Source organism: Corallococcus sp. AB030, from assembly GCF_003668965.1.
In the GTDB taxonomy this organism is placed as follows: domain Bacteria; phylum Myxococcota; class Myxococcia; order Myxococcales; family Myxococcaceae; genus Corallococcus; species Corallococcus exiguus.
Map to the genome: position 1 here is coordinate 1 of NZ_RAWQ01000036.1, position 19,751 is coordinate 19,751.

At 70.0% G+C, this 19,751-nt stretch carries 14 protein-coding genes and 1 pseudogene; 8 read left to right on the forward strand and 7 right to left on the reverse strand.

What is annotated here, in order from left to right; translation table 11 throughout:
- Positions 1-564, reverse strand: a pseudogene (locus D7Y15_RS11930) (hypothetical protein); the annotation flags it as partial.
- Between the two features lie 112 nt (positions 565-676).
- Between D7Y15_RS11930 and D7Y15_RS11935 the strand changes: the two are divergent.
- Positions 677-1,471, forward strand: coding sequence for a DNA alkylation repair protein (locus tag D7Y15_RS11935; RefSeq protein ID WP_121752630.1), 795 nt, complete (start codon positions 677-679; stop codon positions 1,469-1,471).
- A 52-nt stretch (positions 1,472-1,523) separates the two neighbouring features.
- Here the strand turns inward: D7Y15_RS11935 and D7Y15_RS11940 are convergent, their stop codons facing one another.
- Positions 1,524-2,840: a hypothetical protein gene (locus D7Y15_RS11940; protein ID WP_233604906.1), complete on the reverse strand. Its 1,317-nt coding sequence runs from the start codon at positions 2,838-2,840 to the stop codon at positions 1,524-1,526.
- A 135-nt stretch (positions 2,841-2,975) separates the two neighbouring features.
- On the opposite strand from D7Y15_RS11940, the gene D7Y15_RS11945 reads away from it, so the two are divergent.
- The gene (locus D7Y15_RS11945) at positions 2,976-4,022 is read left to right on the forward strand and encodes a hypothetical protein (protein ID WP_121752632.1); all 1,047 of its coding nucleotides are present in this window, start codon (positions 2,976-2,978) and stop codon (positions 4,020-4,022) included.
- Positions 4,023-4,061: 39 nt separating this feature from the next.
- Here the strand turns inward: D7Y15_RS11945 and D7Y15_RS11950 are convergent, their stop codons facing one another.
- Both D7Y15_RS11950 and D7Y15_RS11955 read right to left on the reverse strand, forming a co-directional pair.
- On the reverse strand, positions 4,062-8,801 hold the full coding sequence (locus D7Y15_RS11950; protein WP_121752633.1) for a translocation/assembly module TamB: 4,740 nt from the start codon (positions 8,799-8,801) through the stop codon (positions 4,062-4,064).
- Complete coding sequence (locus D7Y15_RS11955; protein WP_233596717.1) at positions 8,798-10,969, reverse strand: outer membrane protein assembly factor; 2,172 nt, start codon at positions 10,967-10,969, stop codon at positions 8,798-8,800. Before D7Y15_RS11955 ends, D7Y15_RS11950 begins: the two co-directional genes overlap by 4 nt.
- Before the next feature lie 166 nt (positions 10,970-11,135).
- Here D7Y15_RS11955 and D7Y15_RS11960 point away from each other — a divergent pair, with 166 nt between their 5' ends.
- On the forward strand, positions 11,136-11,450 hold the full coding sequence (locus tag D7Y15_RS11960) for a hypothetical protein (RefSeq protein ID WP_120575313.1): 315 nt from the start codon (positions 11,136-11,138) through the stop codon (positions 11,448-11,450).
- 55 nt (positions 11,451-11,505) lie between these two features.
- On the opposite strand, the gene D7Y15_RS11965 is transcribed toward D7Y15_RS11960, so the two are convergent.
- From D7Y15_RS11965 to D7Y15_RS11975, 3 genes are all read right to left on the reverse strand, one after another.
- Complete coding sequence (locus D7Y15_RS11965) at positions 11,506-13,059, reverse strand: 4-alpha-glucanotransferase (RefSeq protein WP_121752634.1); 1,554 nt, start codon at positions 13,057-13,059, stop codon at positions 11,506-11,508.
- 213 nt (positions 13,060-13,272) lie between these two features.
- Positions 13,273-14,181, reverse strand: coding sequence for a hypothetical protein (locus D7Y15_RS11970; RefSeq protein ID WP_120575311.1), 909 nt, complete (start codon positions 14,179-14,181; stop codon positions 13,273-13,275).
- Between the two features lie 103 nt (positions 14,182-14,284).
- On the reverse strand, positions 14,285-16,015 hold the full coding sequence (locus tag D7Y15_RS11975) for a hypothetical protein (RefSeq protein WP_121752635.1): 1,731 nt from the start codon (positions 16,013-16,015) through the stop codon (positions 14,285-14,287).
- A 313-nt stretch (positions 16,016-16,328) separates the two neighbouring features.
- Between D7Y15_RS11975 and D7Y15_RS11980 the strand changes: the two genes are divergently transcribed.
- The 5 genes from D7Y15_RS11980 to D7Y15_RS12000 all read left to right on the forward strand — a co-directional run bounded on the left by D7Y15_RS11980 (position 16,329) and on the right by D7Y15_RS12000 (position 19,692).
- Positions 16,329-16,913, forward strand: coding sequence for a DNA-3-methyladenine glycosylase (locus D7Y15_RS11980; protein WP_121752652.1), 585 nt, complete (start codon positions 16,329-16,331; stop codon positions 16,911-16,913).
- A gap of 35 nt (positions 16,914-16,948) precedes the next feature.
- Positions 16,949-17,578 carry an RNA polymerase sigma factor gene (locus D7Y15_RS11985; protein WP_120575309.1) on the forward strand — a complete coding sequence of 210 codons (630 nt, stop codon included), beginning with the start codon at positions 16,949-16,951 and terminating at the stop codon, positions 17,576-17,578.
- Between the two features lie 65 nt (positions 17,579-17,643).
- Positions 17,644-17,883: an anti-sigma factor gene (locus D7Y15_RS11990; protein ID WP_014399836.1), complete on the forward strand. Its 240-nt coding sequence runs from the start codon at positions 17,644-17,646 to the stop codon at positions 17,881-17,883.
- On the forward strand, positions 17,880-18,950 hold the full coding sequence (locus D7Y15_RS11995) for a radical SAM protein (protein WP_120575308.1): 1,071 nt from the start codon (positions 17,880-17,882) through the stop codon (positions 18,948-18,950). Before D7Y15_RS11990 ends, D7Y15_RS11995 begins: the two co-directional genes overlap by 4 nt.
- Before the next feature lie 118 nt (positions 18,951-19,068).
- On the forward strand, positions 19,069-19,692 hold the full coding sequence (locus D7Y15_RS12000; protein WP_120593628.1) for a DedA family protein: 624 nt from the start codon (positions 19,069-19,071) through the stop codon (positions 19,690-19,692).
- The last annotated feature ends 59 nt before the right edge of the window (positions 19,693-19,751 follow it).

Below are 19,751 nucleotides of genomic sequence, written 5' to 3' on the forward strand. Positions count from 1 at the left end.
CCACGGCCCCGCGAGCCCCGCCACGCGCTGGACCACCGGCAGCGCGCGGGCGAGCAGCGGACCCGCGCGGCGCAGCGCCGCGGCCCCCAGCTGGCCCGCCCGTCGCACTCCCCGGGCGATGCCGCGCGCGGCGCTGCGGATGCGCCGGGTGATGCGGCCGAGGAAGGCCTCGGCGTCATCCGCGTCCATGGACTCCAGCACGAAGGGGTTGAGCGTCCGCGCGAGCGTCACCGCGGCGGCGCCCGACACGAGGCGGTTGCTGGTGGCCGGCATGAACAGACCGCTGGCCGGGCTCGCCTCGAACCCGTCGAAGCCGTCCTCCTCCAGGAAGGCGTCCTCCGCTTCGGCCGCGGCGAACAGCTCCTCGAAGCCGTCATCCTCGAAGCCCGACGGCTCGAAGCCCGAGGGCTCGAAGGGGTCCGTCTCGAAGCCCTCCGCCTCGAAGCCCTCCAGGTCGCTGAACTCGTCCGCCAGGTCCTCCAACTCCTGGAGGGCATCCGGGCCCTCCCAGGCGTCCATGGCGTCGAGGGACTCCACATCGGACATGTACTCAGCGCTGGTCATCGCTTCCCCCTCGCAGGTGAGACCTCCACCCTTCACGGGCCGCAAGTTGGAGAAGGGCCACGGAGAGTGACAGTCACTCGTTTGAGCTAGTGCTGGCAGAATCCCGCGCGACATGACCTTCGAAGAGACGATGCGGGAGCTGGAGCGGCTGGGCACGGCGCAGACGCGGAAGACCTACCTGCGGCACGGAGCTCCAGAGCCTGTGTCCGGTGTGAACTTCGGTCCGTTGGGGGTGTTGAAGAAGCGCATCGGCACGGACGGAGTACTCGCCCGGGCGCTCTGGGCGTCCGGCCACACGGAGGCGCGGTTCCTGGCGACGATGGTGGTGGACGCGCCCGAGATGCCCTGGAAGGAACTGGACGCCTGGGCGAAGGGGCTGGACTGGTACGGGCTCACGCCCGTCTTCGTGGCGAACGTGGTGCTGCGTTCACCGCATGCGGTGAAGGCGCTGACGTGGACACAGTCGAAGTCCGAATGGGTGGGGCAGGCAGGGTGGCAGAGCCTGTCCGCGCTGCTCACGAAGACCGCGCTGCTCGCCGGGGAGGACCTGCTGCCTTGGCTGAAGCGGATTGAACAGGAGCTGCCGGGCGCGAAGAACCGCGTCCGCGAGGCGATGAACGGCGCGCTCATCGCGGTGGGCGGCTCCTCCGGAGGCGCGGTCCAGGCCGCGGCGCTCGCGACGGCGAAGCGGCTGGGCAAGGTGGAGGTGGATCAGGGCGACACGGCCTGCGAGACGCCGGATGCCACCGAGTACATCCTGAAGATGCAGGCCCGGAAGGACGCGAAGGCCAAGGCCCCGGCCAAGAAGCCCGCTGCCAAGAAGGCTCCGGCCAAGAAGGCTCCGGCCAAGAAGGCCCCGGCCTCCAAGAAGGCCCCGGCCTCCAGGCGCACGCGGGCCCGGGCCTGACCTGGCGCGTGCGCCCGGCATGGAGGCCGGGCGCACGGCACCACTCACCGGCTCAGTTCTTCACGCACGCGGCCTGGCCACCCGCGTCCTTGTACGCCTTCACGCGCTTCACCAGGTTGCCGCCGTCCGACTCCGGCGTGGTCTGCTCGTAGTTGCCCGCGCCGAAGAGCATGCCCACGCCGCCCGCCGCGGCCACTTCGCCCGGGTGCGTGAGGAAGTAGTCCACGCGGTTGTCGCGCCACTTCTGGTTGCTGTTGGGCAGGGACATGTTGCCCACCGGCAGCTGCCACCAGATGTGCGGCTTGCCCAGCCGCGTGGAGACGGCCTTCGCCCAGGTGAAGGCCTGGTGGAAGTGCGGCAGCTTGCGGTTCTCCGGATCCCACCAGGCCGCGCTGCCCGTCGTCTTCTCGTACCAGCCCGCGTCGCGGTCGGACGCCTCCACCGTGACGAAGTCCGTGTCGCCCGCGCCCACGGACAGGAGGAAGTCCGCGACCTTGTTCGCCTCGCCTGCCACGTCGAACGACGCATCCGTGTTCTGGGACACGTCCGTCTTCGTCGCCCACGCGCTCGCGTGCAGGCCCACCTTCGCGTTGGGCGCGTACTTGCGCACCATGGCGATCATGCACTTGCCCAGGCCCGCCCCGTTGTTCTCCTGGCTGCCGCAGTCCGTGGGGTTCGCCGCCTTCACCGCGACCGGCGTGGACTGCGCCTTGCCGTCCTTGGGGAAGAACTGGAGATAGGCCCACATGTCCGGCTCGATTTGCAGCAGCGCCTTCTCCTGGCCCACCTGCTTCAGCAGGAAGCGCCAGTCCGCGAGGTAGCGCCCCAGGAACGCCGAGTCGTTGAGCGCCTTCAGCTGCTGCTCGCCCTCCGTGTAGCCGCTGGCCTGGAAGGCCTCGTAGTAGGTGATGAAGGGAATCTGCCCGTTCGTCTGCGCGGCCTTGATGAAGTCGCGCACGTAGGCACCGGGCGGCTCCTGGTCGTACTGCCAGCAGCCCCACCACCCGCAGCCGCCACCGCTGTTGGAGCATGACGCGCCGTCGGACGTGCACCCGGACGCGCACGAGTTGCACGCGTCCTTCGAATCGAACAGGCCCGCCGCGATGTAGAGGTAGCGCACGTCGAAGGGCGCGGCCTTCGCGGTGTCGTCCTCCATCTGCGCGCCCACCAGCACCGTGCTCTTGCCCAGCGTGGTGAGGAACTTCGCGCCCAGGCAGTCCGAGCCTTCGCCCGGCGTCACCCCGGGCCCATCCGTGCCCGGTCCGGGCTCACCCCCCGGCTCACTCGAATCCGAACAGCCCGCCACGGCCAGCAGGCCCGCGGCGAGGAACGGCCAACACTTCCGACGAAACAGGGCAGGGGTCCGCATGATGTCCAGAACTCTACTCCGCCCCCGTCCTCCCATGCCCCTCGCCGCTGGGAGCTTTTCCTAGCCTTGCCGGAAAGTCTTGAGTCACGCTCGCCCCACCGGCCCACGGCCGGCCTTCCCCCCGAGGTGTGCGTGATGAAGCTCCGTTTGTGCGTGTTGCTGGTACCCGCGCTGCTGGCGGCCGGCTGCGGTCCCCTGGAAGAAACCCCCGAGCCGGTCATCGACGAGCTGACCGGGCAGGTGCTCCAGGAGGCGACGACGAAGTACGACATGCACCGCCTGTTGGAGGACTCGGACGTCACGGGTGGGGCGGGCATCACGCCGGCGCAGGTGCAGGCGTTCCTCCAGCAGCAGGGCTCGTACCTGGCGGGCTACACGGACCCGGCCTACGGCAAGACGGCGGCGACGCTCATCGTGGAGCGCTCACGCGCGAGCAACATCAGCCCGCTCTACATGCTGGCGCGCATTCAGGGCGAGTCCAGCCTCATCCAGAGCGGCACGTCCACCAACCTGAGCAAGGCCACGGGCTGTGGCTGTCCGGACGGCAGCGGCTGTGACGCGCAATACGTGGGCTTCGGCAAGCAGGTGGAGTGCGGTGCGAAGAAGATGCGCGGCTACCTCACCGACCTGGAGGCGGGCCGGGCCACCATCTCCGGCTGGAAGACGGGCGTGACGAAGTCCACGTCGGACCCGTGCTCGGTGAAGCCGGTGAACCACGCCACCGCGGCGCTCTACACGTACACGCCCTGGGTGGGCGCGTACGCCATCCAGTGCGGCCGCACCACGGTGGGCGGCTCGTCGCTGATGGCGTCCATCTACAACCGCTACAAGACGGCGTACGCGTGGACGCTCAACTCCACGGAGGGCTGCTTCTCCGGCACGGTGGACGCCACGGTGCCGGAAGGCTCATGCGTGCAGAGCTCGTCGGACGCGCTGTGGCGCCAGTGCTCGCAGGGCGTCTTCATTGGAGGCACCACCGCGAAGCCGTCCAACTGCAACGTGTCCTTCCCGTTCTGCGCCTCCACGCGCCTGGGCAGGAGCGTGCCCCTGCGCACCTGCGTGCAGGTGAGCAGCACCCTCTGGCAGCAGTGCGGAGCGGAAGGGACGTGGCGGGACGCGCCGGGCGCGGGCTCCACGGGCGTGGGGCCCATGGGCACGTGCTACGCGGCGTATTCGCTGTAGGGCAGTCCACCGCCGCCCGGACGCGCTACGTCCGGGCGGTCAGTATTCCTTGGTCCAGATGAGGTCCAGGCCGCCGGAGCGCGCGTCGCCGTACATGCCTTCCAGGCTCCAGCGCGGGCTGAAGAGGTACTGGAAGCGCACGGCGTTGGCGTTCTCGCCCTTCTGGAGGTTGGCGCCCACGCGGCCGGTGTAGCCCACGTAGATTTTGTCCGTCACGTACGTGCCCACCTCCAGCTTGGTGCCGGCGATGCCGCTGTCACCCGCTTCGATGGAGAGCACGTCCAGGGGCAGCTTCGCGGCGATGGCCTTGCGCGCCTCGTTGGCGACGAACGAACCCACCACCGACGCGGCCTGCGCGCTCGCGTTCATGGACGCGCCGGAGCCGCGCTCCAGCGTGCGCCGGCCGGTGGCGAGCAGCGTGTAGATTTCAGACTCCGGCAGGGCCGGGTCGCTCGTCGTCTTCAGCGTCACTTCCTTGCCCTGGCCGCGCACGGTGACGAAGACGGTGACGTTCGCGTTGTCGTTGCGGTGCTCGGCGGTGACGTTGATGTACGGCATCATCACGGGGCCGGTGAAGCGCACCTGGCTGTCGCGCTGCACGTCGAAGCGGCGGCCCAGCACGTCCACGCGGCCCAGCAGCACCATCACCTCGCCGAACATGCGCGCCTCGTTGGCGTACTCGACGCGGAAGCCCTCGGACAGGCCCAGCTGGACGTTGAGGTCCGTGCCGCGCACCCACAGGTTGCGGGGCGCGTTGATGTTCACCCAGAACTGACGCTGTGGGGGTCCCTCGTCCTCGCCATCCTCCGCCAGGGCCTCCGCTTCCGCCTGCGACGTGGGGCCGCCCGCGCCGCCGCTGCCCAGCGTCGACTCCGGGTTGCCGGGCATGCCGGGCGAGTCCGGCGCGTTGCGCGGGTTCTCCGCCTTCGGCGACGTGGCCACCTGCGTGGGCGCCTTCTCCTTCTTCTTGCGCTTGTCCACCGGCACGCCGTTGCGGACCATCACCACGTCCACGGGGCGCTCCAGGGGTTGCAGGTCCTTGCGCTTGGCCTCCGGCAGTTCGACGTGCGCCTCCGGGATGGACAGGTCGCTGATGTTCACCAGCCGCTCGGTGAGGCTGCCCTTCATGGACAGGTTCAGCGTCAGGAGGGCCATGAGCTGGTCCTCCACCACGATGGGCAGGTTCTTGGTGTGGCCCTTGCCCTCCAGCACGAACTCGCCGCTCTTGCCCTGGCGGTTCGCGGTGGCCGTCAGCTCCAGCGTGCCGTTGCCGGACTTCGCGGTGAGCTTCTTGAGGTCGATGCGCTCCTGCGACGCGTTCAGCGCGAGCTGGATGTCGTGGTACTCGCCGAAGCCCTGCAGCCCCAGCCGGCCGTCCTTCCACTGCAGGTCGCCCTTGAAGGTCGGCGCGCCCACGGTGCCGCCCAGGTTCGCGTCCGCCTGCATGATGCCGCCCAGCGAGCGCACATACGGGGAGATGCCGGAGAGGAACGTCGGGTCGAAGCGGCGCGCGCGCAGCGACACCTCCACCGGCGCCCGCTCCGCCTTCTTCGCCGGCCCCTGCGCGGACTGGAACGCGGGCAGGGACAGGTCCAGGTCCATGGTGCCGCCCAGCAGCAGCGACCCGCCGCCGGGCGCGGTGAGCATCGCGTCGAAGAGGGACTTCGCCTGGGAGTAGGAGTAGTGCAGCCGAGCCTGGCCCAGCGCCGTCTGCGCGACGCCCAGACCCTGCATGCCCGCGTTCAGCTCCAGCTCCGGGGCCTCCGGCGTGCCACGCGCCACCAGCTCCATGGACAGCACGCCCTGCGGCCCGCGGTTGCCCTGCGCTGGCTCCACCGCCATGCCGGGAATCTCATTCAGGGGCACGGGCCCCACGCGCCCCTTCATGCGGAAGGGCACGCGGCTGACCACCTCGCGGTCCTGGAGCGCGGCCAGCGGCGCCATCACGCGCGCCTCCAGCGTGGCCAGCGGCCCATTGGGGCGCTGCACGTCCAGCGTCAGCTTCACGTCTTCGGTGCCCGCCAGCGCCAGCGCGGTGCCGTTGAGGGGCGGCAGGCCGTTGGCGGTGACGCCCTTGGCCTGCATCTCCACGCGGCCCTGCGGCGCGAGCGCGGAGCCACTCACGTCCGCCTTCAGCGTCACCGTGCCGCCCGGCTTGTCCACGCCCTCCGCGCCTTGGAGCAGCGTCAAGGGCAGCTCCGCCACCAGCGCCTCCAGGTGCAGCGGCGCCTCCAGCGCCTGCGCGGGCGTGGGCGGGTTCGCGATGACGCCGCCCAGCGTGAAGGGCGTCTTCACCAGGACGTAGGCCCGCGGCGCCACGCCCTTCACGTCCATCCGCGCGCTCAGCGTGGCGTCGTTCGCGTCGGAGTTCGCGTGCAGTTCGAAGCCCAGCGCCTTCGCGAAGAGGGCCTCCGGCCGGCCGGGGTAGCGCAGGTCCGCGCCCACCACCTTCAGGTCCAGGCGAGGGTCCTTCGCGGAGCCGTCCACCACCAGCGTGCCGGTGACCTGACCGGAAGGGCCGGGTGGCTGGTTCGCCAGCTTCAGCACCTCCGCGACGTCCAGCTTCTCCAGGTTCACCGTCAGGGACAGCGGCTCGTTGCGCCGGCGCAGCACACCCTGCACGGGCACGTCGAACTTCGAGGACACGCGCGCCGCGTTCAGCTCCGCGCCCAGCGTGCCGGTGGCGCGGTCCTTCACGTATCGCGCCTTCACCTGGAGCCCCAGGCCCTCGTAGCCGCGCGCCTTGCCGTCCGTCAGCGTGAGGTCCACGTCCGCGTCCGGCCGCGCCATCCGGCCCTTCGCCGCGACATGGCCGGACAGCGTGCCGCCCAGGCCCAGGTCCTCCGGCACCGCGATGCGCGGCAGCTTCGACAAGTCGAAGGCGCCCAGGTCGATGCGCGCGTCCACGCGCTCGCCGTCCTTCACCGCGGCGATCTTCAAGGTCTGCGGCCCCGACGCGAGCGCCAGCGGCGGAGCCAGCGCGATGCGCCCGCCACCGAAGGCCAGGTGCGTGGGCTGCTGGAGCGTCCAGGTGGCCTCCGGCCAGGACAGCGAGAAGGCGCGCATGGCCAGCCCCTCGTTGTCCTCGTCCACCGTGCCCTCCACGCCCAGCGCGAGCTTCGCGTCGCCGTCCACGCGCACGCTGGCCTTCAGCTCGCGGTTCTCGCCGGTGGTGAGCGCCAGCGACAGGTCGCGGAACGTCTTGCCCCCGGTCTTCAGCTCGCTCACCAGGACGGTGGCGTCGGTGGTGAGCGGACGGGTGACGTCCGGCACGCTCGCCTTCAGCGACAGGTCCTGGATGGCGATGTCGCCGTAGTTCAGCGCCACGAAGTTGCCGTCCGCCTTCACCCCCGGCGAGCGCGGCGGCCCCTTCACCTGGAGCTCCAGCGAACCGCTGCCGGACATGGGCGGAACGGTGCCGCCGGGCAGCAGCTTGTCGAGCGCCTGAGACAGGAGCTTCAGGTTGCCCGCGGACAGGCTGCCGCGAGCCTCCAGCGCCTTCGAGGTGCCTTCGCCAGACGCGACGAACGCCGCGCCCGGCATCATCACGCGCAGGTTGGCCACGTTGTAGCGGCCGTCCTTGGCGCTGGCCTTCATCTCGATGGGGCCCACCGACTGCCCCCGGAACTCGGACGGGGTCACCGTGAGGGCCACGTCGCCGTCCAGCGTCTCCACGCTGTCGCCACCGCCGTGCGCGATGAGGTCCGCGGCGATGTTGGTGGGGATGCCGTTCTCCATCAGCTCCGCCAGGTTGACCCCGCGCGCCTTCACGGTGGTCTCCGAGGTGCGGAACGTCTTGAGGTTCACGTCGCCCGTGAGGTCCAGCGTGGCCTTGCCCGCGGACGCGCCCAGCTGGGCCTTCGCGAGGTCGCCGTCCATGGACGCGGTGCCCTTCGCTTCAATGGGCACCACCAGCGGATACGCGGGCACGAAGGCCTTCACCGGCTCGGGAGGCACCGCCAGCCGGCGCAGCTCCACGGCCGCGGCCGTCTCACCGGTCTGCTTCGCGCCCAGGTCCGCCTCGATGCCCGCGAGCCCCAGCTGCGCGTCCACCTGGCGCACCACGTCCTTGCCCTGGCCCTTGAGCACCAGTCGCACCGGACCGGTGAGCGGACGCGTGAGGCCGCCCGTGGCCTGCAGGTCCGCCGCGAAGTCCATGTCCGCCAGCGCGTAGTGGCCTTCACCCTTCGCGCCGAGCTCCTCCAGGCGAACCTGTCGCTCGCCGCCGTCGGGCAGCTCCTGCCGGAAGTCCACGTAGCCGTGGCTCAGCTCGAAGTCCTTGAGGTGGATGCGCAGGGCGCTCTTGCTCTCAGTGGGCGGCTCCTCGGGCTTGGGCTCCCGGGGCTCCAGCGCGCGCATCAGGTTGAGGCCGCGCTCGTCCTGCACCAGGTACAGGCGGGGCGTCTTGATGCGGACCTTCGTCAGGTCCACGTGCTGGCCCAGCAATGGAGACAGGTTCAGCCGCGCCTCCACGCGGGCGATCTCCGCCGCCAGGTCGCCTTCCGGTGTGTAGAGCTTGATGCCGGTGAGGACCGCGCCGTTGAGGTCCAGGTCGAACCCGCCCAGCTCCAGCCGGCCGGCGAACTGCTTGTTCGCCAGGTCCACGCCAAAGCGGGCGATGCGGGCGGAACCCCCGGGACTGGTGGCGTACACGAGCACGCCCGCCACCAGCAGGACGATGAGTCCCAGGAAGCCGAGCAGGCCCCACAGGAGCCGCCGTCCCCAGCGCTTGCGCCGGTGGGGCGGGGCGGTGGAGGCGGGGGTCGTGGGTTCGCTCAAAACGCCTCTCCGATGGAGATATGGACCGCGCAGAGCCCTTCCGGGGCACCCGCGTACGCTGCCTCGGCGGACGTCGAGGTCTTGTCGAACTTGCGTCCGAAGCCCAGGCATCCACCAGAGGACGGATAGATGTATCCGGGATCGCTGACGGGCAATCCCCGCCCGATGTTCAAGCGCCTGGCGATGTCCAGTCGGATGGGGCCCACCACTGTCAGGTAGCGCAGGCCGGCGCCCAGCGCGTGGTAGTGCTCGGGACCGAACAGCTTGGGGGCGTTCTTGCCGAACAGCGCCTCCGTGCCCACGAGGCCGGAGTCATAGAAGATGGCGAGCATCAGGCTGTCCGTGAGCATGTAGCGCAGCTCCACGGCGCTCTCGAAGAGGCTGTTGCCGCCCACGGGCACCGTGTCCCAGGAATCCAGGATGGGGTTGCCGTTCGCGTCCAACAGGACGTTGCCGTCGTCGTCCTTCTTGTAGGTGGGCGCCAGCGGCGTCATGGGGGACAGCCGCTGGCCGTTGAAGCCGCGCATCGCGGTGGCGCCGCCGGAGAAGAAGCGGGTGACGATGGAGCTCTGGCCGCCGCCCGCCGGGTCCAGCGTGCCCGCGCGCAGCTTCACCGCGAGCGTCAGGTCCTTCTTGTCTCCAAGGGAGTGGTAGTAGCGCAGGTCCGGCAACAGCCGGACGTAGTCGTACTGCCCGAAGAAGGGGCCGCCGCCCTTCTGGATGGAGAAGCCCAGGTAGTAGCCGTCGCGCGGCTCGGTGCGGTCGTCGCGCCGGTCCCAGGCGAACGCTACCTCCAGGAAGCTCAGCGCCTGGTCGCACCGCCCCGCCGTGTTCGGGCAGCCCAGGATGATGGGCGGGACGCTCTCGTCCAGGCTCACCTGCCCCGTCAGCCGGTAGAGCTGCAGGTTGTATGAGGGGAAGACGGAGAAGGACGGGTGGGGCGTCCAGATGACGCCCGTCTTGAGGTAGCCGCCGTAGAACGAATAGGCCTGCTGGAGGCCCTTCTCCGCGGTGACGGAGGCCTGCAGGGCCACGTCGCGGAAGAGGAAGCGCGGCTGCTCGAACTCCGTGGTGAAGCTGAAGATGGGGGCCTCAGCGGAGCCTTCGTCGTTGCGCAGGCTCGCCAGCACGTTGGGGATGAACGCGTAGCCCAGGCGTCCGCGCAGGGTGAGCCTTCGCAGGCCGCCGCGGAAGTTGCGGTTGGTCCACTCGCCCAGGACGCGGCCTTCCTGCCGCGCGGCATCCACGCCGATACCGCCGCCCAGCCGCAGCGAGTGGAAGGGCGACTCGCGCACGTCCACCACCACCGGCACCGTGGCGTTCTGCCGGTCCGGCGCGCCCCGGTTCACCTTCACCGCGCCGAAGACGCCCATGCGGAAGACGCGAGCCTGCGCCTCCGCCAGCGCCGCTTCACTGAAGTAGGCGCCCTTGATGACCGCGCCCTGCGCCTGCTCGATGATGCGGCGGGGCGGTACCTGCGGGTTCGCGTCCGTGGCGATGAAGATGTTGCCGAAGCGGTAGCGCAGGCCCGGGGCGATCTGCAGGTCCACCACGGCCTTCTGCGTGGCCACGTCCACGCGCACCTCGCCGCCCACCTCGGCCTCCGCGTACCCCAGGTTCTTGAGCCGCTGCAGCACCAGGTCCTTGGTGGCCGCCCACGTCTCCTCGCGGAACACGTCGCCGGTCTTCACCGGCAGCTCCTCCAGGATGCGCTCCCGCTCGCGCAGCGAGGGCTGGTCCTTCCCCTGGAGCAGGGGCTCCAGGCCGTGCGTTTCGATGCGGTCGATGAGGGTGGGCGCGCCCTCGTTGACCACCACCTTGAGGCGCACGGCCTTGTCGCCGTCCGGGATGACCTCGTTGGACTCCACCTGCGCCTGGTAGAAGCCCTCCGCCTGGTAGAAGCGCTCGATGCGGCGCAGGTCCGCCTGCCACGCGTTGGTGTCGAAGTAGTGCACCTTGCCGAAGGGCCAGAACGCGTACCAGGGCGTGGAGGACGTGAGGATGCGGTCCTTGATGTCCCCGTCGTCCACCTTCTTCGTCCCCTCGATGTCCAGGGACTTCACCTTCGGGCCGGTGGGCTGATTGGAGGTGGTGGCGCACGCCGTCAGCAGCACGGTCAGCGCGAGGGGCACGGCGGAGCGGAATCGGAGGAGTCGGACGTCGGCCACGTCACGTTTCTTACTGGAAGGCCAGCCCCTGACGCGTTTCGCAATGTTTCTTTGTGCGGCGAATGTCGCATTCCGCGACCTCGGGGACGGGGTCAGTGTCCGCCAGCCCCCGCGCCCCGCCGTGGCGCGTGCAACCGGGCCCGGGGTGCGTCAGATTCGGGTCCCTATGGTCCGGCGAATCGCACTCTTGCTGTCGGCCACGCTGGTGCTGGTCACCGGCTGCGGCGTGAGCGAAGACGAAGTGGTCCAACTCAAGGAGGGAGAGAACCTCGCCGACACGCCCTACTGTGGCTCGGTCGGATGCGCGGATCCGCTCCGCTTCTGCGCGGAGCTGTTCCTGGAGTTCGGCCGCTCGCCGCCCCTGTGCGTCGTGGACAACATCTGCGACCGGTTGGAGTGCGCGAAGGCGGGCCGCCGCTGCGCCGTGTTCGACGGCTTCCCCGGCCAGGTGAAGTGCATCGAGGACAACGGCCAGCAGTAGGCGGCCGTCGTCCTCGAACCCCGGGGCAGCGGTCCCCGGGGGCGGATGCTTCAGGCTACCGGCGCGACGAGGCGGTGAGCCACGCCAGGCGCTCCGCGGCGTCCTTCGTCTGCGGCTCCGTGAGCAGCGCGTCCGTGTCCTGCGCGATGCGGTAGGCCCAGTTGGCGTCGCCCATGGTGCCGGGCAGGTTGATGCGGTCGCGGGTGCCCAGCACGTCCTGCCACGGCAGCACGCACAGGTCCGAGCCCGCGTTGAGCGCGGCGGCCAGCGTGGCGCGGTGGATGTCCGGGGTGAACTCGCGCGTCACCGCCACGCCCTGGAACTCAGGCCACGCGCGCGCGGCGTTCTGGCGCTCGTCGTCGCGCGCCTGCTCCCACCACTCCGCCTGCGGCTCCGTGTCGTGCGTGCCGGTGGTGACCAGCGACACGACGGGGAACTGGTGCGGGTCGCGGTAGGTGTTGTCGTCGCGCTCCCAGCGCAGCACCCGGTAGCCGGGCAGCTTCAGGTCCGCGAGGATTTGACGCACGAACGGGGGAATCACGCCCAGGTCCTCGGCGACGATGCCCGCGCCCTCCGACAGCAGCCGGAAGTGCTTCTCACCCTGGCGGCGCCAGGTGGGCTCGTCCCCGGGGACGAAGTAGCCGGTGGGGTTCTTCTCGTCGCGGATCCACTGGCGGAAGTAGCCCACCGCGTGGTCCACGCGGCGCAGGTCGTAGTAGCTGGCCGCCTTGGCCGCGCGCTTCTTCAGCCACGCGTAGTCGTCCTTCTCCATCGCGGCGAAGTCGAAGTAGGGCAGGCCCCAGTCCTGGCCCGTGGCGGAGAAGTCGTCCGGAGGCACGCCCAGGCGCGCGTCGCGGCGCAGGATGTCCGGGTGGGCCCAGCAGTCGGAGCTGTCCTGGCCGATGATGAAGGGCTCATCCCCGCACAGCAGCACGTCCTTCGCCTTGGCCTGCGCGCGGACCTGGTTCCACTGCGCTTCGGCCAGCCACTGGAGCCAGGCGTGGTAGCGCACGCGGCGCTCCATGCCTTCCTTCTGGATGGCGAGCAGCGCGTCCGGCTGGCGCGTGCGCAGCCCTTCGGGCCACTGCCACCAGGGACGGCGGTCTTCCTTCTCGCTGATGGCGGTGAAGAGGGCGTAGCTCTCCAGCCACTCGCCCTGCGCCTCGCGCCACTTCTGGAACTCCTGGGCGCGCGGCGTGCGCGGGGCCCACTCGTGCTTCTCGAAGTGGTCGAAGGCGCGCGCGAACGCGGCGTCCTTCAGCGGGAACACCAGGTCGTAGCGCACGCGCGCCGCGGCGCGGGCCTCCGCCAGCTGCTGCTTCTGCGCGTCGCTGAGCGAGCCCTCGCCGCCGGTGGCCTGGAACTCCGGCACCTGGTCCAGGTCGATGAACAGCGGGTTGAGACCGAACGCGGACCGCGTGGCGTACGGGCTGGGGTCGCCGGGCGCGGTGGGGAGCAGCGGCAGCACCATCAGCATGCGCTGACGCGCGGCCTTCATCCAGGAGAAGAGGCCGTCCATGGCACCGAAGTCACCGATGCCGAAGTCCGTTCGCGAACGCAGGGAGAAGAGGGGCAGCAGGAGACCGGAGAGCCGGCCAGGAGTGGACATGGTGCGGCACAATCTGCCCCAGCCCCGGGCCGGTGTGAACTGCCGTCGCCCGGGTGTTCACCCGTGCCTGCTTGTCTGGCTCGCGGAGGTTGTCTGGTGAAAGTTGGACGGGGCGCGGCGCCTTTCGGAAGGGGGGCGAAGTCCAGGCCGACCTCGGCGGCGTCCCCCTGCCGTGAGCCCCGCCCCGGACTCGCTGGGGCGTGACCGGGTGTGTCATGTCCCCACGTCGCGCTGGCTGGCCGTGTCGGCCCCCAACTGGCGCGCAATCATGGAGACGATGCGCGCGGCGTCCTCGAAGCGGGAGCGCGTCACGCCGACGACGGTCTGGGGCCACATGCACTCCACGCGGCCGTGGGTGCACCGCACGACGAACGCCGTTCGTTGGAGCAGCAGCGCGCGGACCTCCGCGGGGAGCTGCGTCCGCACCCATCCCGAGGGGTCCTCGACTTGGAAGAGCGCCTCGAACGTTCGCGGGCCGGGCTCCCAGACCGGGTCCCAGCGAAAGGAGAACGGTTCCGCCATCTCGCGCGGCGACAGGCGGAACTCCACTTCCGTCGCGACCCGGGCCTGGACCCGCCAGTAGGCCAGGAGATGAATCATCCCAGGCCCCCGGTCATCGAACTCGCCGGATGAGGCCTGGAAGCTCTTGAAGTAGATGGTGAGCTCGACGCCATCCCTGGTGACGCACACTCGCTCGTGGCGCTCGGGCGCGCGCCCCTGTTCCGGATTTCGGAGCGAGTCCATCAGGCCTTGCGGCGTCGCTGGCACGACAGCCCCCGAGAAGGCGCGGGCGAGCGTGGGCAGAACCTGGTCCTCCGCGATGCGGTCTTCGTCCGGGATGGCGGCGTCGATGGCGGCGCGCAATCGCTTCGAACGACGGACCCGTTTGCGATCCCAGACGATGCCGTACCCGCCGACCCCGAGCGCGACGCAGCCCAGGGCGAGCTCCCCGGCGCTCACGTTCCCTTCGAGCAGGCCGATGAGGGGGACGAGGCCGTACAGGAACGGGAAGTACCCGGCGAAGAGCCCGAACACACCCTCCGGGCCAACGAACAGCGGCGCCTCCTTCGGCGTGCAGGCGGGAGGGACACCGTTGGGCGTGGAGTCGGTCTCTTCGGTCATGGAGGGGGCTTCTCTGCTCGTCTCCTGGGGGGCTCTGTCCACCTCGCGGTACTGCTCGAAGCACCACCCCGCCAGGGACTCAGGACGGGGTGGCGCGAACGCCTCAGAGCTGTGCGCCGAGCAGGTTCACCCGGCGCTTGCGGCTGCCGTCGGCGAACACCTCCACCGGCCAGCCGCTGCCTGCGCTCTCGCCGTTGGTGTACTTCCAGAACCGCATCAGGTTGCCCGGCTTGATGCCCCCGGCAGCGAAGCGCGGCACGGTGAGCGGCGCGGGAGCCCCGGTCACCGTCTGATCACTCACCTTCTTGCAGGCCCTCCGGTACCGCACGTTGCCTCCGGGCGTGACGTACCAGATCTCCTTCGTGTCGAAGCACTCGTACACCGGCTCCTTGCGCGTCTCCTTCTTGAACGTGATGAGCACCTGGTTTCCCTTGGGCGTCACCTTCGCCACGACGCCGCTGGGCAGCCGGGTCGGGTCCATCGGCGAGTCCTCGGTGTGCACGCTCATCCCCAGGCTCGGGAGCTGCACGGCGGGGCTCGCCAGGTCCGTGAGGCCGCTCGTGCCGCGGCTCTCGTTGGCGCCATTGACCATGCCCTGGACCGAGGCGGAGATGGGACCGCGCTGCACCAGGGTCCGACTCAGGTAGTACTCGAAGACCCGCTCCATCACGGGCGCCTCCTTGTCGTTGAGGCCACACAGGGTGAGGCCGTACGCGAGCGAGGAGCCGAGATAGCCCCCCATCGTCATCTCCTGCACGGAGGTGGAGGGGTTCGCCTTGGCGTGGTCTCGCGCCCAGCCCTGGAAGGCCGGGAACAATTGACTGGCGCAGCCGGTCATCCCTCCGGGCGTGTCCGTCCGCTTCGCCTCCAGGGCCAGCACCGACTCGAAGACGGCCTTGTTCGCGGCGGCCTCCCTGGCCCACTGCGCGCGGGCGGCCTCGGGGCCCTTGAAGAACATGGCGGCCACCGCCTTGTCCTTCTTCGCGGCGTCCTCGATGAAGCGCTGGCGCTCCGCGAACTCCGCCATGGCGCCGCGGAAGGTCAGCACCGCCCGCATCTCCGCCTCCTCGGGCAGGTCCATGGCCGCGAGCTGCCGCCGGAACGCCGCGTCATCCAGGGTGACGCCGGACGCGTTGACCCAGTTGCGGTAGTAGCGCAGGTCCTTTCGCGTGGACTCGCCCAGGGCGCGGAAGTTGGTCATCTGGGACTTCACGAAGACGGCCTTCGCGAGCTCGCTGTCGAAGCCACCCTCGTAGTCAACCACCCAGACCGCGGGCTCCTCGCGGCGATGCTGCGAGCCGAGCACCGAGCGATTCTCCTGCGTGTTCCAGTCGCCGCAGCCCACGCCGATGCGCTCGAGCGAGCGAATCAGGCGCAGGTTCTCGGGGCCGGTCGTGATGGGGGCCAGCTTCTGGCAGACGGGGTTGTCATTCATGCTGGGCGCCTGGTAGCGCCCGCCCTGTCCATACGTCTTCGCGGCCAGCTTCATCAGCCGCTCGTTGTCGGCGAGCGTGAGGCCATGCTGGTTGCTCAGGCTCTGCCGCACCGCCTGGACCCACGCGCGGCGCCCTTCGTCGCCAGGGCTCTCGCAGCTGTAGAGCACCAGGTCGCGCATCTCCCCCAGCGTCATCCCGTTGAAGTACCCCGACGCCAGCTCGAGGGAGTCGGGCGTGGAGGAGAGCTTCTCCGTCACGCCGTCGCACCAGGTCGGCGCGCCGGAGGGCACGGCCTCCGCTGGAGCGGCGGGTTCGACCTTGGGGGCCGGCGTCGCCGCGAGCGCGTCGCCGAAGCCTAGCGAGAGGAGGGTCGCGAGGAGGAGGTTCGCCTGTTTCATGGTTGCGGGGAGTCCTTTGCGGTGGGGGGGCGGTATCCCCAGGGAGCAGGAAGCGGCCGGGGACGCCCGATGGGTCGGGTGGCTTGGCGCGCTTCCAGGACTGGCTCGCCCCTCTCCAAGGCCCGATGCCCGCGAGGGGGATGGCTCCCCGGTTCGCTGAGCGTGTCGGTGGATTCGTACTTCAGGGATGGTTTGAAACGCAACAGTCGGGCCTGGATCCGCACAGGGCCGGCGGAAGGAAACCAGCCCCTTCGGAGGGTTGTGCATGAGGCCTTCCGCCATCATCCTCCGCGCCCGGACAAGCCCCTCGCCCATGAGCCCCCTTCCTCTGTCCTTCTACGCGCGGCCCACCCTGGAAGTAGCGCGCGACCTGCTGGGCACCCTGCTGGTGGTGGACGGCGTCCGGGGCCGGCGCGTGGGCCGCATCGTGGAGGTGGAGGCCTACCTGGGCGAGCACGACCTGGCGTGTCATTCGTCCAAGGGCCGCACGCCGCGCACGGAGGTGATGTTCGGGCCGGCGGGGCGCTCGTACGTCTACCTCATCTATGGAATGCACCACTGCTTCAACGTGGTGACGGACGCGCCCGGGGTGGCCGCGGCGGTGCTCGTGCGGGGCGTGGAGCCGGTGGAGGGCATCCCGCCCGGCGAGCGGACGGACGGGCCGGGAAAGCTGTGCCGGGTGATGGGGCTGAACTTGAACCACAACGGCCTCACGCTGGACTCGGAGGGGCTGTACCTGTCGCTGGGGACGCCGGTGCCGGACGTGCGGGTGGAGCGGGGGCCTCGTATTGGCGTGGAGTACGCCGGGGCGTGGGCCGCTGAACCCTTCCGGCTGTGGGACCGGGACAGTGGACACGTCAGCCGCTTCGTCTCCCGGCGGCCTCGCCGTCGGCCTTGACGCGGAACCTTTCGACTGGTTGGGTGGGAAACGTCATGTCCCACGAGGCTCCCCAGGAAGAAGACCGGCAGGAAGAAGACCGGCGGCTCCTGATGCGGGCCCAGGACGGTGACGTGTCCGCCTTCGAGGCCCTGGTGGGCCTGCACCAGGACCGGGTGTACGGCCTGGCGCTGCGGATGACGCGCTCGGAAGCGGACGCGGCGGAAATCACCCAGGACACCTTCCTGTCCGCCTACCAACACCTGAAGGACTTCCGGGGCGAGGCGGCCTTCGGGTCCTGGGTGCACCGCATCGCGGCCAACCACGCCCTCATGCGCCTGCGTCACCGGCGGGTGGCCCAGGCGGCCGAGTCCGAGCTCCAGACCCCTGAGTTCACGGAGCGGGGCACCCTGGCGGACTACCCCGTCTCGGACTGGAGCCGGGACGCCGAGGAGAAGGCGCTGGACGCGGAGCTGGGGCAGGCCATCCAGCAGGCGGCCGACCGGTTGCCGGAGGGCTACCGGGAAGTCTTCCTCTTGAAAGACGTGGATGGCCTCAGCTACGAACAGATCGCAGAGGTGACGGGGGATTCCATCCCCGCCATCAAGAGCCGCCTGCACCGGGCACGGCTCGCGCTGCGAGAAGCCATCGACCTGTTCTACAACCGGGACAATCGCGGGGTGTGAAACCCCCAGGGCGCCTCGGCATCTTCGAACAGGAACGAGGGGAGCCGCAGCCAGCCGAGGTTCGGATGTATACCTGCAAAGATTCCATCAACCTCCTGCTTGAGTTCCTTGAGGGCGAAATGCCCGAGGAGGAGGCGCGGCACCTGCAGGAGCACCTGTCGGGCTGTAAGCCCTGCGAGGAATTCCTCAGCACCTATCGGGCGACTCCCGGCCTGTGCAAGCGCGCCATGGCGCTGAAGATGCCTCGGGAAGTGTCAGCGAAGCTGACCGAGTTCCTGCGCTCGAAGATCAAGTCCTGCTCGTGAACCTGAAACAACTGTCGCTGCCGGAGCTGGAAGCAGCGCTCGCGCCGGCCCAGCCGTCCGCGACCGCGGTGCGCAAGGTGTTCGCGGGCGTCTTCGCCCACGCCCGTCCCACGGTGGATGCCGTCGCGCTGGCGCCCCAGGTGCCGCGCAGGGTCGCGGACCTGCTCCGCGCCCAGGCGGAGATGCCGTCCCTCAAGGTTGTCGAGCGGCGGCAGGCGGAAGACGGCTTCGTGAAGTACCTCTTCGAGTCGCCGCTGGGCGGCCGCATCGAGGCGGTGCGCATCCCCATCTTCGAGGAGAAGTACGTCGTCTGTGTGTCCAGCCAGGTGGGCTGTGCGCTGGCGTGCGACTTCTGCATGACGGGCAAGCTGGGCTTCCAGCGGAATCTCCAGACCTGGGAGATCCTGGATCAGGTGATGCAGGTGCGCGCGGAGGCGGACCGGCGCGTGGGCGGCGTGGTGTTCATGGGGATGGGCGAGCCGCTGCTGAACTACAAGGAGACCATCCGCGCGGCGCAGATCCTGTCGCACCCGGCGGGGTTCTCCATCTCCGGCACGGCCATTACGTTCTCCACGGCGGGGCACGTGCCCGCGATTCGCCGCTATACGAAGGAAGGGCACCCGTTCCGCCTGGCGTTCAGCGTGACGAGCGCCATCCCGGAGAAGCGCGCGAAGGTGCTCCCCATCGAGAAGACGCACCCGCTGCCGGAGCTGATCCAGGCCATCCGTGAGTACAGCGAGGCGCGGCGCGAGCGGGCGATGATTGCCTACGTGGCCATCCAGGGCTTCAACCTGGAGCGCGAGGACGCGGAGGCGCTGAAGGCGGCGTTCGAGGGCATCCCCATCAAGGTGGACCTCATCGACGTGACGGATCCGACGGGCAAGTACCTGCCGCCCACGGCGGAGGAGTTGAGCGCGTTCCGGGACCACCTGCAGATTCTGAAGGCGCCCATCGCGCGGCGCTATTCGGGCGGCAAGGAGATTGGCGCGGCGTGCGGCACGCTGGCGGCGAGCCAGTACGGCGGCACGGTGCTTCCGACGCCTGCTGCTTCGCCCCGGCAGGCCTGAGGTCCACGCCCGCGCGTGTTCACCGCCGCGCGGCTGGTGGAGAACACGGGTTCCGCCGGGAGGGGAGACGACTTAAGTCTCGCGCGGAGGGCTTCCGGGTCTGGAGGGCACCGCACGGATGTGGATCGAGCACGTCGACAAGCTGATTGGGGCGCTGGGGCCGTTCGGGTTCCTGGTGCTCGGCGTGGCGGCGATGCTGGAGTACGTGGTGCCGCCGTTCCCCGGGGACACCATCGTGCTCATGGGCGGCGTCTACGCCGTGCGCGGGGTGAAGCCCTGGTGGCTGGTGCTCGCGGTGGTGACGGCGGGCAGCGTGGTGGGCGCGTTCATCAACTACGCGGTGGGCCAGTGGCTGGCGAAGCGCTTCGAGGAGCAGCCGGGGCGCTCCTTCTTCGGGCTCACGCACGCGCGGCTGGAGCAGGTGCAGGCGCGGATGCGGCACGCGGGGCCGTGGCTGCTGCTGGTGAACCGGTTCCTGCCGGGCATCCGGGGCGTCATCTTCATCGCGGCGGGAGCGGCGCGCATGCCGCGCTTCAACGCGCTGGTGCTGGGCTCCATCTCCGCGCTGGCGCACAGCGGACTCATCCTGGCGCTGGGCATGGCGGTGGGCGGCAACCTGGAGCGGTTGACGGTGCTGGTGTCGCGCTACCAGTACGCGGTCATCGGGCTGCTCGTGGTGGCGGCGCTGGGGTTTGGTGTGCGGGCGCTGACGCGGCGGCGTGAGTCGGCCGTGGAACCGTAGCGAGCCCGGTCGGGCAGGAAAATGTGCGGGGACGACCCGCCAGGGTGGGGCGCACGTTG

What these genes read in the sequence shown, in the direction of transcription:
- D7Y15_RS11975 (WP_121752635.1), bottom strand. Translation starts at nt 16,015, where the DNA reads ATGAAACAGGCGAACCTCCTCCTCGCGACCCTCCTCTCGCTAGGCTTC.
- D7Y15_RS11940 (WP_233604906.1), bottom strand. Translation starts at nt 2,840, where the DNA reads ATGCGGACCCCTGCCCTGTTTCGTCGGAAGTGTTGGCCGTTCCTCGCC.
- D7Y15_RS11960 (WP_120575313.1), top strand. Translation starts at nt 11,136, where the DNA reads ATGGTCCGGCGAATCGCACTCTTGCTGTCGGCCACGCTGGTGCTGGTC.
- D7Y15_RS11990 (WP_014399836.1), top strand. Translation starts at nt 17,644, where the DNA reads ATGTATACCTGCAAAGATTCCATCAACCTCCTGCTTGAGTTCCTTGAG.
- D7Y15_RS11970 (WP_120575311.1), bottom strand. Translation starts at nt 14,181, where the DNA reads ATGACCGAAGAGACCGACTCCACGCCCAACGGTGTCCCTCCCGCCTGC.
- D7Y15_RS11935 (WP_121752630.1), top strand. Translation starts at nt 677, where the DNA reads ATGACCTTCGAAGAGACGATGCGGGAGCTGGAGCGGCTGGGCACGGCG.
- D7Y15_RS11945 (WP_121752632.1), top strand. Translation starts at nt 2,976, where the DNA reads ATGAAGCTCCGTTTGTGCGTGTTGCTGGTACCCGCGCTGCTGGCGGCC.
- D7Y15_RS11980 (WP_121752652.1), top strand. Translation starts at nt 16,329, where the DNA reads ATGAGCCCCCTTCCTCTGTCCTTCTACGCGCGGCCCACCCTGGAAGTA.
- D7Y15_RS11985 (WP_120575309.1), top strand. Translation starts at nt 16,949, where the DNA reads ATGTCCCACGAGGCTCCCCAGGAAGAAGACCGGCAGGAAGAAGACCGG.
- D7Y15_RS12000 (WP_120593628.1), top strand. Translation starts at nt 19,069, where the DNA reads ATGTGGATCGAGCACGTCGACAAGCTGATTGGGGCGCTGGGGCCGTTC.
- D7Y15_RS11965 (WP_121752634.1), bottom strand. Translation starts at nt 13,059, where the DNA reads ATGTCCACTCCTGGCCGGCTCTCCGGTCTCCTGCTGCCCCTCTTCTCC.